Annotated in this window: 20 protein-coding genes; 7 read left to right on the top strand and 13 right to left on the bottom strand. The window is 69.9% G+C overall.

The window, feature by feature from the left end; genetic code table 11:
• Positions 1-2: 2 nt before the first annotated feature.
• From MME74_RS08635 to rpsB, 9 genes are all read right to left on the bottom strand, one after another.
• On the bottom strand, positions 3-719 hold the full coding sequence (locus MME74_RS08635) for an alpha/beta hydrolase (RefSeq protein WP_267418541.1): 717 nt from the start codon (positions 717-719) through the stop codon (positions 3-5).
• A 2-nt stretch (positions 720-721) separates the two neighbouring features.
• Positions 722-1,009, bottom strand: a complete 288-nt coding sequence (locus MME74_RS08630) for a hypothetical protein (RefSeq protein WP_267418413.1) — start codon at positions 1,007-1,009, stop codon at positions 722-724.
• A 9-nt stretch (positions 1,010-1,018) separates the two neighbouring features.
• On the bottom strand, positions 1,019-1,720 hold the full coding sequence (locus MME74_RS08625) for a transglycosylase SLT domain-containing protein (protein ID WP_267418412.1): 702 nt from the start codon (positions 1,718-1,720) through the stop codon (positions 1,019-1,021).
• Positions 1,721-1,768: 48 nt separating this feature from the next.
• The gene (locus MME74_RS08620; RefSeq protein WP_267418411.1) at positions 1,769-2,347 is read right to left on the bottom strand and encodes a DivIVA domain-containing protein; all 579 of its coding nucleotides are present in this window, start codon (positions 2,345-2,347) and stop codon (positions 1,769-1,771) included.
• On the bottom strand, positions 2,347-3,492 hold the full coding sequence (locus MME74_RS08615; protein ID WP_267418410.1) for a phosphatidate cytidylyltransferase: 1,146 nt from the start codon (positions 3,490-3,492) through the stop codon (positions 2,347-2,349). The genes MME74_RS08620 and MME74_RS08615 overlap by 1 nt, the downstream gene beginning before the upstream one ends.
• 5 nt (positions 3,493-3,497) lie before the next feature.
• Positions 3,498-4,052 (bottom strand): ribosome recycling factor, encoded by a 555-nt coding sequence (gene frr, locus MME74_RS08610; RefSeq protein ID WP_267418409.1) that lies wholly within the window; start codon positions 4,050-4,052, stop codon positions 3,498-3,500.
• A gap of 68 nt (positions 4,053-4,120) precedes the next feature.
• Positions 4,121-4,837 carry a UMP kinase gene (gene pyrH, locus MME74_RS08605; RefSeq protein WP_017830711.1) on the bottom strand — a complete coding sequence of 239 codons (717 nt, stop codon included), beginning with the start codon at positions 4,835-4,837 and terminating at the stop codon, positions 4,121-4,123.
• Positions 4,838-4,928: 91 nt separating this feature from the next.
• Positions 4,929-5,756, bottom strand: coding sequence for a translation elongation factor Ts (gene tsf / locus MME74_RS08600; protein WP_267418406.1), 828 nt, complete (start codon positions 5,754-5,756; stop codon positions 4,929-4,931).
• A gap of 45 nt (positions 5,757-5,801) precedes the next feature.
• Positions 5,802-6,743, bottom strand: a complete 942-nt coding sequence (gene rpsB / locus MME74_RS08595; protein ID WP_267418405.1) for a 30S ribosomal protein S2 — start codon at positions 6,741-6,743, stop codon at positions 5,802-5,804.
• 307 nt (positions 6,744-7,050) lie between these two features.
• Here rpsB and MME74_RS08590 point away from each other — a divergent pair, with 307 nt between their 5' ends.
• Positions 7,051-7,575 carry a peptidoglycan DD-metalloendopeptidase family protein gene (locus MME74_RS08590; protein WP_267418404.1) on the top strand — a complete coding sequence of 175 codons (525 nt, stop codon included), beginning with the start codon at positions 7,051-7,053 and terminating at the stop codon, positions 7,573-7,575.
• Positions 7,576-7,598: 23 nt separating this feature from the next.
• Here MME74_RS08590 and MME74_RS08585 read toward each other — a convergent pair whose 3' ends face one another.
• From MME74_RS08585 to MME74_RS08575, 3 genes are read right to left on the bottom strand one after another with little or no spacing between them, the layout of a single operon-like run.
• Positions 7,599-8,501 (bottom strand): tyrosine recombinase XerC, encoded by a 903-nt coding sequence (locus tag MME74_RS08585; protein WP_267418403.1) that lies wholly within the window; start codon positions 8,499-8,501, stop codon positions 7,599-7,601.
• 60 nt (positions 8,502-8,561) lie between these two features.
• Entirely contained in the window at positions 8,562-9,755 is a 1,194-nt protein-coding gene (gene dprA, locus MME74_RS08580; RefSeq protein ID WP_267418402.1) for a DNA-processing protein DprA, read from the bottom strand.
• The gene (locus MME74_RS08575; protein ID WP_267418401.1) at positions 9,752-10,375 is read right to left on the bottom strand and encodes an ATP-binding protein; all 624 of its coding nucleotides are present in this window, start codon (positions 10,373-10,375) and stop codon (positions 9,752-9,754) included. Before MME74_RS08575 ends, dprA begins: the two co-directional genes overlap by 4 nt.
• 453 nt (positions 10,376-10,828) lie before the next feature.
• Between MME74_RS08575 and MME74_RS08570 the strand changes: the two genes are divergently transcribed.
• The 3 genes from MME74_RS08570 (at position 10,829) to MME74_RS08560 (ending at position 12,891) form a co-directional block, all read left to right on the top strand.
• Positions 10,829-11,455: an HNH endonuclease gene (locus MME74_RS08570; protein WP_267418400.1), complete on the top strand. Its 627-nt coding sequence runs from the start codon at positions 10,829-10,831 to the stop codon at positions 11,453-11,455.
• A 185-nt stretch (positions 11,456-11,640) separates the two neighbouring features.
• Positions 11,641-11,856, top strand: coding sequence for a hypothetical protein (locus MME74_RS08565; protein ID WP_267418399.1), 216 nt, complete (start codon positions 11,641-11,643; stop codon positions 11,854-11,856).
• A gap of 258 nt (positions 11,857-12,114) precedes the next feature.
• Positions 12,115-12,891 carry a hypothetical protein gene (locus MME74_RS08560; protein WP_267418398.1) on the top strand — a complete coding sequence of 259 codons (777 nt, stop codon included), beginning with the start codon at positions 12,115-12,117 and terminating at the stop codon, positions 12,889-12,891.
• Between the two features lie 210 nt (positions 12,892-13,101).
• Here MME74_RS08560 and MME74_RS08555 read toward each other — a convergent pair whose 3' ends face one another.
• The gene (locus MME74_RS08555) at positions 13,102-13,332 is read right to left on the bottom strand and encodes a DUF2188 domain-containing protein (RefSeq protein ID WP_267418397.1); all 231 of its coding nucleotides are present in this window, start codon (positions 13,330-13,332) and stop codon (positions 13,102-13,104) included.
• Between the two features lie 244 nt (positions 13,333-13,576).
• On the opposite strand from MME74_RS08555, the gene MME74_RS08550 reads away from it, so the two are divergent.
• The 3 genes from MME74_RS08550 to MME74_RS08540 are packed head-to-tail and all read left to right on the top strand — an operon-like array spanning position 13,577 to position 14,604.
• Positions 13,577-14,008: a hypothetical protein gene (locus MME74_RS08550; protein WP_267418396.1), complete on the top strand. Its 432-nt coding sequence runs from the start codon at positions 13,577-13,579 to the stop codon at positions 14,006-14,008.
• 10 nt (positions 14,009-14,018) lie between these two features.
• Positions 14,019-14,336, top strand: a complete 318-nt coding sequence (locus MME74_RS08545) for a hypothetical protein (RefSeq protein ID WP_267418395.1) — start codon at positions 14,019-14,021, stop codon at positions 14,334-14,336.
• Positions 14,329-14,604: a hypothetical protein gene (locus MME74_RS08540; RefSeq protein ID WP_267418394.1), complete on the top strand. Its 276-nt coding sequence runs from the start codon at positions 14,329-14,331 to the stop codon at positions 14,602-14,604. The genes MME74_RS08545 and MME74_RS08540 overlap by 8 nt, the downstream gene beginning before the upstream one ends.
• Positions 14,605-14,864 lie beyond the last annotated feature (260 nt).

Genomic DNA, 14,864 nt, shown 5'->3' with positions numbered 1-14,864 from the left:
GCTCAGGCCGACGGCGGCCAATGCGTCGCGAGCGGCAGGGCGGAGGGGTTGACCGCCGCCACGATCTCCGTCAGCACACGCCGCGTCTGCGTCTCGCCGACCCACAGGTGCTTGCCGCCCTCGACGGCGATCAACTGTGCGTGCGGGATCGACGCGAAGCGCTCACGGGCCTCGGCCGGTCGGAGGTAGTCGTCGAACTCCGGGACCAGCACGATGACCGGGACGTCGGTCGCCGCCCAAGCCGCGACCTCGTCCTCGGTCGCGCGATGGAGCGGCGGGGAGAGCAGGATGATGCCCTCGATCTCGTGCTCGCGGCCGTACTTCAGCGCGAGCTCGGTGCCGAAGGACCAGCCGAGGAGCCAGGGACGCGGCAGTCCGCGCTCCCGGACGAACGACATCGCCGCGGCGACGTCGAACTGCTCCGCACCGCCGCCGTCGAAAGCGCCGTCACTCGTACCGCGGGGTGAGGTGGTGCCGCGCGTGTTGAACCGCAGGACCGCGAGATCGGCCAGCGCAGGAAGCCGCGCGGCCGCCTTGCGGATGATGTGCGAGTCCATGAAGCCGCCGGCGGTGGGCAGCGGGTGCAGCGTCACGAGGGTGGCGACGGGGGCGGCTTCCTCCGGAACGGCGAGTTCGCCGACCAGGGTCAGTCCGTCGGCCGTCGCGAGCTCTATGTCCTCTCGCTGCGCCGGAAGCTCCAGCGGTCCTCGGATCTCCATGCTCACGCCATCCTCCAACAGTGTGTGTGCCAATGCCGACGAGCGGCCAGGTCGGCCGCATCGCCCAGCACGCCGTCCGCGCGCCACGCGACCAGATGAGCCGTCCCCGACTCGATGGTGCGGCCGCAGCCCGGGCAGATGTACTCCTTCTGCGCCTGCAGGGCGGAAACCGGCTGCACCGTCCACTCGCTGCCGCGCCGCGTCTCCGAGCGCTTCCAGCCCGCGAGCAGTCGATCGAACGAGTCCTCGGTGTCAGGGCGCGCCGGAGGGCGCTTGCGGGAGCGGGGCATCGTGCCTGCTCACCACCAGTGGTTGTTGATCCAGAAGTTGTACGCGCCGGACCAGCTGCCGTAGCGGCCGACCGCATAGCCGGTGCCCCAACGCAGGTTGTCCACCGGGTTGTAGCCGTTGCCGGGAACCTTGCTGCAGGGCAGCGCCTGCACGAGACCACAGGCTCCGGAGGAGCTGTTCGTTGCGTTCGGGTTCCAGCCGCTCTCCCGCGAGACGATGTAGTCGACGTACTGCCAGTCGCCCTGCGCGATGCCGGCGGCGGCCATCCACTCGGCAGGCGCTCCGCCGCCGGAGTACGGGGGCAGGGCCGAACCGCCGGAGGATCCGCCGGACGAACCCGAGTTCGACTGCGAGGCCACCGTGGGAGCCGGCTTCGGCTTGGGCTTCGGCTTCACGTACACCTCGAAGGTGCCGCGTTCCACGGGGGCGATGGTGGCCCCGGTGACCGTGACCGTGAGGTTCTGCGTGTCGGCGAGTGCCAGCGAGTATGCGGAATCGGGTGCATCCGGCGCGGCCGGCTCGGCCATGGCCACGCCGGTCGGAGCGACGAGCGCACCCGCGAATCCGACGACCGCGAGCGCGCTGATCACGCTGGCCACACCACGACGGCGAGACCGACGAGGAGCGCCCTTGCGTGCGGCGGAAACCGTCGCCGCAGACACCGGCGGGAGGGCGCGTGATTCGGGGTTCATGTCGTTTCGGGAGTTCACGATGGAAGACAGTCTACGCAAAGCCGCCTGAATCGACCATCAGGATGGTCAGCGGACGGCGAGGATCACGTCGATGGTCGCGTCCAGGAGGGCATCGACCTGCTCCTCGCGGTAGCCGCCGCGCTGCATGCGGAACGCGGCGGAGCGCAGCTGCTCGGCGGACAGGGCATCCCCGTCGCGGAGGTAGCGGACGATCCTGGTCGACACGTGATCGACCTCGTCGATCCGGTATCCGAAGGTGAGGACGCCCGTGCGCGCGAAGCGGTGACGACGCGGGCGGGCCAGGTGGTCGAGGATCGTCTGCGCGTCCGCGCGCGCCTGCTCGACCCAGGCACCGGCGCCCTGAGAGCGGACGGCGCGCTCCCGCTCCCTGGCGGCGAAGGCGTCCTCGACGCGGCCGAGAGCGGCGTCGACGTCCGCGACGACGTAGCCGTTCTTGACGAGCGGGAACGAGGCGGTCCGGACGTCGTCGGCACCGAGCTCGTCGCCGCCGGTCTCGAACGCGCGACGCGCCGAGGCGAGGAACGTGTCGACCGCGGTGCGGTGGTAGCCGCGCTCGCGACCGGATGTCAGGGCGAACGCGGGCGGTGCCTGCGTCGACTCTGCATCGAGCTGGTCTTGGTTCATCACAGCACCACCCAGGGAGAGAGGAGGAAGTACAGGCACAGCGCCGGGATCGTCGACGGGAGGATGCTGTCGAGTCGATCGAGCAGGCCGCCGTGACCGGGAAGCCAGGAACTCATGTCCTTGATCCCGAGGTCGCGCTTCAGCATCGATTCGCCCAGGTCGCCGAGCGTCGCCGACAGCAGGATCGACGCACCGAAGATGAGGCCGGCCCACCACGGGAGCTCGAGGAGGAAGATCGCGAGGAGCACACCCGCGAGGAGCGAGGCGACGACGGCACCGCCGAAGCCCTCCCAGGTCTTCTTGGGGCTGATCTTCGGGGCCATCGGATGACGACCGAAGGCGAGACCCGCCGCGTACGCGCCGGTGTCGGCGGCTACGGCGATCGCGATGAAGCTGAGCACCCACCACTGGCCGCCCTCCTGCTCGAGCAGGATCAGAGCGACGCCGGCGAGGAACGGGACATACACCTGCACGAAGCCGCTGATGACGGCATCGGCGAGCACATCGCCGTAGGTGCGTCCGTCTTGGGCCGTCATCTGGGCGATGAGACGCCACACGATCACGAACGCGACCGAGACGAAGAGCATCACCCAGCTAAGCCAGGGCTCCGCGAAGTACGCGGAGAGCACCAGGAAGGCGGCGGCGAGCAGCTGCGGGACCACATCGATGCGACGGCCCGAGGCGCGGAGGGCCCTCGAGAGCTCGTACACGCCGAGCAGAGCAGCGGCGAGAGCGAACGGAACGAAGAGCGCCTTGATGAAGAGCAGGGACCCGAGCAGCGCAGCGCCGAAGGCGAGGCCGATCAGGATCGCGAGCACCAGGTCGCGCCCGGTGCGCTGCTTGATCCGCTCGTTCGCCTGATCGAGCTGGTCACGGGCGTGCGAGACGTGGCTGCCCAGCTCATCACGGGCCGCGCGCCACTGCTCGCGGATCGCGTTGTGGTCGGCGGTGTCCAGCGGCCCCACGGTCACCGGCACCGCGGCGTCACCGGGCACCGGAAGCGGCGGGCGAGGCGGGACGGCGGCCGCGTCGAACGACGGGAACGCCGCATCCACGAGCGGGACGCCGTCGGACGACGAGCCGGCAGGCGCGTCAGGACGCGTGGCCGGCTTGCCCTCCTCGGCATCTCGCGTTTCGTCGGACATCCTGACTACACCTCGAGGAGTTCGGCCTCTTTGCGCTTCAGCGCGTCGTCGATCAGGTCGACGTGCTGACGCGTCAGGCCGTCGAGCTCCTTCTCGCCGCGGGCGATCTCGTCTTCGCCGAGCTCGCTCTTGAGCGCATCGAGCTCGTCCTTCGCCTTCCGGCGGATGCCACGGACGTGGACCTTCGCGTCCTCGGCCTTGGTCTTGACGAGCTTGACGTACTCCTTGCGACGCTCCGCCGTGAGCTCGGGCATCGTCACGCGCACGAGGTTGCCGTCGTTGGTGGGGTTCGCCCCCAGGTTCGGCATGTCGCGGATGGCCTGCTCGATCGCCTTCAGCGCCGACTTGTCGTACGGCGTGATGATGAGGGTGCGGGCCTCCTGGTTGGCCAGCGACGCGAGCTGCGCGATGGGGGTCGGCGTGCCGTAGTAGTCGACAAGGACCTTCTGGAACATCTGCGGGTTCGCACGACCCGTGCGCACCGTGGAGAAGTCCTCCTTGGCAGCTTCGACCGCCCGGTTCATCCGGGAGGTGGTTTCAGCGAGGACGTCCGCGATCACGGTGACTCCTATCGTCGGGGTGTTCTGCAAATTCTATCGGGCGAAGTCTTCTCCGCCGTGTCACACGCTCACGCGGTGACGAGGGTTCCGATCGGCTCGCCGAGCAGGGCGCGCGTGACGTTGCCGGCCGGCTCCATGCCGAACACCCGCATGTCCATGCTGTTGTCCATGCAGAGGCTGAAGGCGGTCGAGTCGACCACCTTGAGGCCGCGCTGCAGCGCGTCGCGGTAGGTGACGCGCTCGATGCGCTCCGCGTCGGCGTGCTTGTTCGGGTCGGCGGTGTAGATCGCGTCGACGCCATTCTTGGCGACCAGGACCTCGTCCGCGCCGATCTCGAGTGCGCGCTGCGCGGCCACGGTGTCGGTGGAGAAGTACGGGAGCCCTGCGCCGGCGCCGAAGATCACGACGCGGCCCTTCTCGAGGTGCCGCTCGGCACGACGCGGGATGTAGGGCTCCGCGACCTGGGTCATCGAGATGGCCGACTGCACGCGGGTCGCGGCACCGGCCTGCTCGAGGAAGTCCTGGAGGGCGAGGGCGTTCATGACGGTGCCCAGCATGCCCATGTAGTCGGCACGTCCGCGGTCCATCCCGCGCTGGCTGAGCTCTGCTCCGCGGAAGAAGTTGCCACCGCCCACGACGATCGCCACCTCGACACGATCGACGGCCGCGGCGATGTCCCGGGCGATCTGGGAGACGACGTCGGGGCTGACACCCAGCTGCCCTGCTCCGAAGGCCTCTCCGGAGAGCTTGAGAAGGACGCGGCGGCGTCCGGTGCGTTCAGTCATGGGTGGGTGTCCTCTCGTCCCGATTCAAGATAGTGCCTCGTGGGCATGAAGAAGGGGTTCGGATCTGGCGATCCGAACCCCTTCGACCTTGCTACGCGCCGACCTTGAAGCGCGCGAAGTCCGTCACGGTGATACCGGCGTCCTTCGCCACCTGGGCGACAGAGAGCTTGTTGTCCTTCGCGTAGTCCTGCTCGAGCAGGGCGACCTGCTTGATGAACGCGGACACGCGACCCTCGACGATCTTCGGGAGAGCCGCTTCCGGCTTGCCCTCGTTGCGGGAGATCTCGGTGACGATCTCGCGCTCCTTCTCGACGGCGTCGGCCGGGACGTTCTCGCGGGAGAGGTACGTCGGGTTGGCGAACGAGATGTGCTGGGCGATGCTGCGCGCGGTCTCGGCGTCGTCACCCGAGTAGGCGACGACGACACCGATCTGCGGCGGCAGGTCCTTGCTCGTGCGGTGCAGGTAGACCTCGACCTTGTCGCCGGAGATCGTGCGCACCTGGCGCAGCTCGACCTTCTCGCCGATGATCGCGGCCTCTTCCGAGATGACCTGCTCGACGCTCTTGTCGCCCGCCGAAGCGGCGAGAGCGGCGTCGACCGAGTCGGCCTTGACGGCAGCGGCAGCGTCGGCGACCTTGTCGGCCAGCGCGATGAAGCGCTCGTTCTTCGCGACGAAGTCGGTCTCGCAGGCGAGCTCGATGAGCGTCACGGCGCCGTCCTGCTCGCGAGCGACGATGAGTCCCTCGCTGGTGGACCGGTCAGCGCGCTTCGCGTTGCCCTTCGCACCCTTCAGACGCAGGATCTCGGTGGCCTTCTCGACGTCTCCGTCGGCCTCCTCGAGCGCCTTCTTGGTGTCGACCATTCCCGTGCCGAGCTGCTCACGCAGCGCCTTGAGGTCAGCGATGGTGAAGTTGGCCATGTGTGGTGGCTCCTTGCTTCGTTATGTATGTGTGTGTACGAGGGATTACTTGGCGTCGGCAGCCTCGGCGTCGGCGACCTCGGCGGTCTCCTCACCGGAAGCGGCGGCGATCGCCTCGTCGTGTGCCTCGGCACCGGCCTCGTCGGCGGCGGTCTCGTCGGCAGCGGGCGTCTCGACGACAGCGGCCTCGTCGTCCGCGGTCACGATCTCGGCGGCGTCAGCGGACTCCTGGACCGGGGTCTCGAGAAGCTCCTTCTCCCACTCGGCCAGCGGCTCGGCGTCGCCCGACTCCGGGTTGTGCTTCTGCTGCAGGCCCTCGGCGGCGGCGTCGGCGATGATGCGCGTCAGCAGCGAGACGGAGCGGATCGCGTCGTCGTTGCCGGGGATCGGGTACTGGAAGTCGTCCGGGTCCGCGTTCGTGTCGAGGATGCCGATCACGGGGATGCCGAGCTTCTTGGCCTCGTCGATGGCGAGGTGCTCGCGCTTGGCGTCGACGACCCAGAGAGCCGACGGCGTCTTCGTCAGGTTGCGGATACCGCCCAGCGACTTGTGCAGCTTGTCGAGCTCGCGCTTCTTGAGAAGCAGCTCCTTCTTCGTGAAGCCGCTGTTCGCCGGGGTCTCGTAGTCGAGCTCCTCGAGCTCCTTCATGCGTGCGAGACGCTTGGAGATCGTGGAGAAGTTGGTGAGGAGCCCACCGAGCCAGCGCTGGTTGACGAAGGGCTGTCCGACGCGCGTGGCCTGCTCCGCGAGGATCTCCTGCGCCTGCTTCTTGGTGCCGACGAAGAGGATCGTGCCACCGTGGGCGACGGTCTCCTTGACGAAGTCGTAGGCCTTGTCGATGTAGCCGAGCGACTGCTGAAGGTCGATGATGTGGATGCCGCTGCGCTCGGTGAGGATGAAGCGCTTGACCTTCGGGTTCCACCGACGGGTCTGGTGTCCGAAGTGCACGCCGCTGTCGAGCAGCTGGCGGATGGTGACCACAGCCATGGTCGTCTCCTGGTTCTGGCGCGATTCTGCGCCGTTGAGGTTGTCAAGCCGATCGGATGATCGGACTTCCTGGTGCCCGGCTCACACCCGCCCCCTCGAGAGGAAGACCTGTGGATGTGGATGCCGCGAGATGAATCGCTCTGGGCACGCGTAGTCACCCCGATATCGAGGTGCTCCCCCAGCATACAGGATGCCGCGGCCACACTCCCCCTGCACCGCAGGCGATACGGCCCGCTCCTCCCCGACCTCTCGTCGCCGTCCGCCACTCCGCGCGCGAGGAGCGTGCGCGAGACGCGAGGATCCCCCCATGCGCACCGTGCTCCGCTCGTCCATCGCTCTGGTCGTCGCCGTCCTGCTCTGCCTGGTCTCGGCCACCCCCGACGCCCTCGCTGTCGGCGAAGGCACGACCGAGATGCCTCGTTGGCGCTGGCCGATCGCGGGCCCCCGCGTGGTCGTCGAACCGTTCCGCGCTCCGGCACACGCCTACGGTGCGGGTCACCGCGGCGTCGACCTGGGGGCAGCCGCCGGCGCGAGTGTGGTGGCTCCGGCCGATGGCACCGTGGCCTTCCGCGGCAGGGTGGTCGATCGCCCTCTGCTCACGATCGAGCATGCCGGTGGTCTCGTGACGACGTTCGAACCGGTGCGATCGTCGCTCGAGCCCGGCGACGTCGTGGCCTCGGGCCAGGAGATCGGCATCGTCGATGTCGGCGGGCACACACCGTCCGGCGCTCTCCATCTCGGAGTACGCCGCGAAGGCGAGTACATCAATCCGATGCTGCTGTTCGGCGAGGTTCCGCGCGCGGTCCTCCTCCCCTGTTGCGGACGCGGGTGAGGACCCGCGCGGGGCAGCCGGCGTCAGGCGCGGGGATGTGCCAGCCGGTAGGTGGCCGTCAGCCGCTCGGCCGAGACATGCGTGTAGATCTGCGTGGTGCCGAGGCTGGCATGCCCGAGGATCTCCTGGACCGCGCGGAGGTCCGCTCCGCCGTCGAGCAGATGCGTCGCCGCCGTGTGGCGCAGTGCATGGGGGCCGACCGTCTCCGCGCCGACGATGGGCGCGAGGACACGGGCGACCAGCTCGTACACGGATCGCGGTCCGATCCGCGCGCCTCTGCTGCCCAGGACCAGCGCCGGGGTGAAGGTCCTCGCCCGGGCCACGAGCGCAGGTCTGCCGCGACGCAGATACGCGCTCACCGCATCGCGCGCCGGCGCGCCGAACGGCACCACGCGCTCCTTCGCCCCTTTGCCCAGCACCCGAGCCGTCCCGCGATCGAGGTCGAGATCGTCGATGTCGAGCCCGCACAGCTCGGAGACGCGGATGCCGGACCCGTAGAGCAGTTCGAGGATGGCGTGATCCCGCAGCGCGATCGGATCCCCCTCCTGCGCCGCTTCCCGATGCGCGTCGAGAAGACCGGACATCGCGTCGCGCGAGGCGACCGTGGGCAGCGTGCGCCCCTTCTTCGGAGCGATCAGACGCAGACTCGGATCGTGGGCGATCAGCTCCTGCTCCTGAGCCCAGCGGAAGAACGAGCGAGCGGCCGCAGATCGGCGCGCGAGCGTCGAACGGGCGTCGCCCCTCTGCGTCGCGCGCCAGAGCCAGTCCCTGAGCACGTCCAGGTCGACGTCCTCGAGCGGCACGGCACCGGCGGCGGCCTCCAGGTCGCGAAGGTCCGCGCAATAGGCCCGCACCGTCGCGGGAGACAGCCGACGCACCCGTTCGAGGTGGTCGGCGAATGCCTCCGTGGCCGCCGCGAGATCCATGTAGCCAGCATGCCCCCGCCGCTGAGGTCCGCTCCGGAGCCTCGCCGTGATGCCGCCCCGTCACCGCCCCCGGGTGCCGGTGGAGCGACTCCAGCCCGCATCCTCGACGGCGACCTCCCCCTCCAGGTGCATCAGTCCCAGGACCGCACGCACCCGGTCGGGCGACATCCCCGAGCGCCGGGCGATCTCCTCGACCGAGAGGCGTGTGCGCGTACCCAGGGCGTCGAGCACACGGCGGCGGTTCGGATCCGCCACGTCCTGCCCGGTCGGCGGCGCATCCGCCTGGCCCCACAACTCGCGCACCTCGCGCGCCGAGGTGACGCACTGGGCGTCGTACTCCCGCAGCAGTCGATGGCACCCGGCGGACGACGCCGACGTCACCGGTCCCGGCACAGCGCCGAGCGGACGGCCGAGGGCCGCCGCATGCCCGGCCGTGTTCAGCGAGCCGCTGCGCCACCCCGCCTCGACGACGACGGTGGCCTGGCCCAGCGCGGCGATGAGGCGGTTCCGCGCGAGGAAGCGCCATTTCGTCGGCGCCGTCCCACAGGGCGGTTCGCTCACCAGTGCCCCTTCCTCGGCGATCTGCTGCAGGAGCCGGTGATGGCCGGCGGGGTAGACGCGGTCCACTCCGCCCGCGAGGAAGGCGACGGTCGCGCCCCGAACCCCCAGTGCTGCGCGATGCACGGCGCCGTCGATCCCGTAGGCACCGCCCGACACGATGAGGACTCCCGTCGTCGCGAGGTCTCCGGCGAGTTCGGCTGCGACGTGCTCGCCGTAGCCACTGGCGGCTCGCGCACCGACCATCGACACGCGGGGCTCGAGCACGAGCAGTTCCGCACGACCGCGAACCCAGAGTGCGCTCGGGGCGTGCGGCCCCAGATCGCCCAGCGCCTCCGGCCAGGACGGGTCACCGGGGACTACCAGTCGCGCATCGACGTCGACGGCGGCACGGAGCGCGTCCCGTACGGCTTTCGGCGTGGCCCGGGGGCGCCATCGTGCTCTTCCCTCCTTCAGGGCGCGCGCTGCGCGGGCATCGACATTCCCCGTCGACCGCACCGACGCCGAGTCGTCCAGGGCGAAGGAGAGCGCCTCCGGAGCACCGAGGGCATCGATCAGCGCTCCGGCGACGGCGTCCCCCGGCTCCGCGATCACCGTCCAGGCCGCACGCGCCAGGCAGTCCGCCACCGCTTCTCCGGGATGCAGACGGCGCGCCGCGGCCACGGTGTCGGCGTCGTCGAGCAGGAGCTCCATCATCGCGGGAGTCCTCTCCGCAGGTGCAGCGCGCGCCCGACCTCTTCGAGCCCGGGGCGGTCGAGCTCGCCCAGGTCGGCCATGGTCCACGCGACCCGGAGCACACGGTCGTAGCCCCGCAGTGTGAGCGCGCCGCGCTCCAGCGCACGATCCAGGGGCGCCCGGACGGTCGCGGGCAGCCGGAGGGCGCCCTGCCGCAGCCAGGTGCCGGGGATGTCGGCATTGCGTCGCCACCGTGTGCTCCGCCACCGCCGCGCCGCCCTCTCTCTGGCGGCCGACACCCGCGTCCGTGCCTCGGACGTCGTCATGGCCGACGTGCTCTCCCCCATCGCCCTCGACGCGGACACACGACTCACCTGCAGGTCGATGTCGATCCGATCCCGCAGCGGCCCGGACAGCCGGGTCGAATACCGGCGGATCGCCATGGGCGGACAGATGCACTCCGCACCTCTCACACCGTGGTTTCCGCAGGGGCAGGGATTCATGGCGAGCAGAAGCTGGAACCGGGCGGGGAACGCCGCTGTGAACCCCGCGCGGTGGACCTCGATGACGCCCGACTCGAGGGGCTGCCGCAGCGCGTCGAGAGCCACGCGGGAGAACTCCGCGGCCTCGTCGGGCGACACCTAAAGGCGTACTCTCCCGGCCTCGGTCTGCCTGCCCTGGCCCCAGTTCTAGGGCAGGCTGGCCCCCGGGCGCCCCGGCCGAAACTGCCCTGGATCGCCCCTCAGGGCAGCTCTCAGGGTAGCTTCGCGAGCCTCCCCGGGAGCCCCCCGGCCACTTTCGCGGCCTCCCGGGCTTAAGTTTCGGGCCTCGGAACTGTCTCCGGGAGGCCTCCGGAGGCCCGAAAGGTGCCCTAGACTGCCTCCAGGGCAGGTTCTAGGGTAGGTTCCAGCGGCCCCCGATGCCAGTGTTTTCAAGGCATCGGGCCCTATCAGGGTAGATAGGGCAAGAACGGGGGCACGCTTCCTATGTATTTGTAAAACGGCCCGCCCTTTAGGGGTTAATGGGCGCAACTGCCCTAACTGCCCTAACTACCCTGGCGCCCCGATCCACCCCGCCGACCCGAGGAGGCCGACATGCTCACCCCCGCCAAGTCAGCCGAGCTGACTGCCCTCGCCGAGAAGCGCTGGGGCCCGAAGCGCCACTGGGTCTGCATCTACTGTGGCTCGGGCGCCGGGCTAACCGTGGACCACCTGTGGCCCCGCCAGGCCGGTGGGACCGACGACGTCGCCAACCTCTTCCCTGCCTGTGACCGGTGCCAGTCCTCTAAGTCCGATCGCCCGCCGATCGCCTGGATGGTCGCCGCTGGCGTGCCTGAGCACCAGATCGCGCGCATCCTCCGGATCAACGGTGCCGGCCCGGGTTGGACCGTCCCTCAGGGCCCGGGTGACCTCGTGCCCAAGATGCCTGCCGTCACCCCGGTCACCCTGGACCTCGCTGGCGCCCGCCGTGTCCCTCGCCAGAGCGCCGAGCCCGAGGGACCCCGCGCCGAGCCCGACGCCTCCGGCCTCCCCGGGGTCTTCCAGCTGGACCCGCACGCCTGGACCCCTCGCGCCGACCTCTTCGCCGCGGCTGAGTCGGCTGACCCTGGCCTCTCGGCTCGGGCGCTCTACCGCGACCTGGAGCGCCGGGGCTTCCGGGCCCACAAGCGCAACGGCGTGCGCGGCTTCTTCGGTCTCCGCGTCCCCGGCGAGGACGGCTGACCCGCTCCCTCCAACTCATGGGTTCCCCGGGGATATGGCTCCCGGGGCCTCCGGGGCCCCGATTCCGTCCCCTCAAGGCGCTATATGAATAGTGAGGGCAGGTGAGGCGACCTCGCCGCCATGCCCCGCAGCCCCCTGACCGCCTGGTCCAGGGGGCTTTGTCGTCCCCCGACCTCTGGAGCCCCGTGCCTCGACGCCACACTAACGCCGACCAGCCCGCTGGCGGCGACTACCGCAAGCTCGCCCAGTCCCTCCACGACGAGTGGAACCGGGCGCACGGTCGCCCGACCGACACCGAGCGGGCCCGCGAGCGCGAGCGCTCCGCCCGCCACGCCGCCCAGCGCGGCGACCGCGTGACCGTCTCCGACGCTCGCGCCAAGCTCGCCGCCTACCTCGCGTAGGCGGCCCACACAGACCACCCGCGCAAGCGGGTTAGCCGCAGCAGCCCGTCCCGGCCCGATCAGCCGGTGGGAACCTGCGGCGCACTCCGCCGCGACCGCGGTGCCGAGGCCCAGGAGGGCAGAGCACCGACCCCGGTCACCGGTTCGCAGTCTCGCCAGCCCCAGTCCAGGAGGACATGCGATGGGGTCCGTTGGGCCGCAGTCGGTAGGCACTTCCGCGCCAGTCGGCGCATCAAGTGACTACCCATTGGAGTCAACATGGACATCAAGTCCGAGCTCGCTACCCTGCGGGCAAAGAACGCCTCGATCATCGCCGACGTGAAGGCCTCTGGCCGTAACCTCACCGAGGCCGAGGCAGCTGAGATGGAGCGGGACGCAGACCGCATGTTCCAGCTCAAGACCGCGATCGCTCGCGGTGAGAAGAACGCCGCCCTGATGGACGGCTTCAACGAGGGTGCCGGTGGCACCGAGGACCGCTATGACGGCGGCCTCGGCGGCAAGGCGACCGAGGTCCGCACCGCGTCCGGCGCGAAGGGCTACGTCACCCCGGCGTCGCTCAAGCGCATGGCGGCTGCCCAGGTCGCTGACATCGAGGCCAAGGGTCTCGTGGCCGCTGGCTCGAACGTCACGAAGGTGGAGTTCGACCCGAAGCCGCAGGTCCTCGCGACCCCGGGTGCCAACCTCGGCATCCTGGACGTCCTCGCGGTCAAGACCCGCGATTCGGCCAAGTACAGCTACGTCCGCCAGACCGTCCGCACCAACAACGCGGACGTCGTGCCGGCTGGCTCGCTGAAGCCGACCTCGGTCTTCACGGTCGAGGAGGTCGAGGGCAGCCTCGACGTCGTCGCTCACATGAGCGAGTACGTCGGCACCTACCTGCTGAAGGACAACGACGCTCTCGAGGGCTTCCTCGTGGCTGAGCTGCGCGCGGGTATCTTCGCCAAGGTGGCCGAGCTGGCTGTCGCTGACCCTTCACCGGGTGCCTGGTCACTAGCTCGGGTTCTTCCTTCCCCGAGAGTCCACGGTCGGGATTAGGGCCCCGGCGCGGTGGACAGCCTCCACTGGTAGGTAACCAGTCGGCCAGGCATCCTTCGCCGGGTGCCTGGTCACCAGCCTCGCTGAGATGTACGGCTCAGCGAGGCCACCGGGCCGGCGACTAGCTGCATCAGCTGACGTGCTCGCCGGCCCGGCTTCCTTCTTCGTGCTGGATCACTGGTCTTCCCCTACCGTGTCCAGCCGCGGGCCTCAGCCCTTGATGTTGCGCGGGTCGTTGCCGTGCGGGACGGTGTCCTTCGCGCGGATCTTGTTGTCGCGGCCGTGAATGTTCAGTTCACCCCCGCCCTGGTTGCCCAGGTATCCCCGCGCTGCCGCGATCGCGTCGGCCTGCGTGTCGTGCACCGACGACGCGCGGCCTGCTCCCGCCTTCTGCGCTGCCCACCCGTCGTCGCGGGGGGTCACGTGGTAGCTGTTCGCCATGTCTCTCACCTCCTCTCACCTATCAATCCAAGGGTGAAGATACGGTCCGCGCACCGACGCCCCGGTTTCGACACGGTGTCGAACATGCGTTCGAAGCAAACTCTCAGCTTCCCCGCCCGGGGGTATGGGGGCCGAATCCCTGGGACGGACGGCCCTCGGCTCAACTCCCGGCAATCGGCAAAACGTGTGCGATCCGTTTCGAATCCCAGAACCGGACCGGCCCCCTGAACCCGAAAGGCGCACCATGGCGCAGCTCACCGATGACGCAGTCATCCGCATTCACGCCCACACCACCCGCATCGCTCAGCGCGCCAAGTCCGTCCACTTCGCCACCGACACCATCGCGCGCATTCAGTCAGCCCTCCAGGAACGCGGCGCGATCCTCGCCCCGTCCGACCGGTTGACCCGCCTCCAGCAGCTCGCCGCTGAGCTTGAGTTCCTCTTCAACACCCACGACGCCGCCCATCTTGGTGGCTACGACCTCGCGAGCCTGCGCTTCCTTCTGACCGGCGAGGGCCTGACAACCGTCCTGACGACCCCGGACGGCCGTCCCGCCCTCTCCGCAGACGACGCAGCCGCTGACGCCGCCCGCGAAGCTAGCTCACTCCGCGCCGAGCTTGCCGCGCTCAACTCCCCTGCCCCGAGTACCCGCCCGTACTGGCCGGGTCGCATCTGATCGGAGACCGATGACTACTCACACCGACGAGCTGGAGCGGACCCTCGCGTCCGACCCGGTCCTCTCCGACGAGCAGCACGCCGCCGAGGTCTACCTCGCCCGCACCCTGGCCGCTGAGCTCGATGCCCAGGCGACCCGCGGCGAGCTCCAGACCCGAACCGTGGCCTCCTACGCCGGCGTCCTCGGTGCCCTGCGCCGCGTCGTCCGCGACGAGCGCGAGCGCCGCCGCCGCGCGACCGCCAAGCCGGAGGGCGCCGCGTCCCGCCTGGCCCTCATGCGCCGCGAGGCGTCCCGCATCACTGCGCTGAAGGAGGACGCTGATGACTGACCCCATCATCAAGTTCGAGCGTCGCTGCCCGCGGTGCGGCGTCGTCAAGCCGCTCCCCGAGTTCCCGCGGAACCGGTCCCGGCCGGACGGCCGGACGGCCTACTGTCGCCCCTGCCATGCCGAGCGCCAGCGCGAGTACCGCGCGACCCCCGAGGGCGCCGAGCGCCAGCGCGAGAGTCTGCGCCGCAGCATGGCCAAGGCCAAGCTGCGCTACGAGGAGGCCGTTGCCCGCCTCTCCGACGAGGAGCGCGCCCGCCTCGGGCGCTGAATCCATGAACCCGCCCGGGGTCTCTTCTATTCGACTCCGAGCCCACTGAACCCGGGTCACTGTAGCTAGTGACGCTCGCGATCCGCGTCTGCCAACGCTCTACGGGTCGCCCCTTGAACCAGCCCCGCTGGTCTCGTCGTGGCAGCGGCGGGGCCGGCGGGGCTTTCTTCGTATCCGAAAGGCACTGCCATGTCGTCCACCACCCTCCGCGCTCTGCGCGGTCACCTTCTCCCCGGCCTCGCCTCCCTGGCCCTCCTCGT

The sequence above is a fragment of the Microbacterium oxydans genome, from assembly GCF_026559675.1.
GTDB lineage: Bacteria > Actinomycetota > Actinomycetes > Actinomycetales > Microbacteriaceae > Microbacterium > Microbacterium oxydans_D.
The sequence above is the reverse complement of the archived record's forward strand: the minus strand, read 5'-3'. Positions and strand labels throughout refer to the sequence as shown.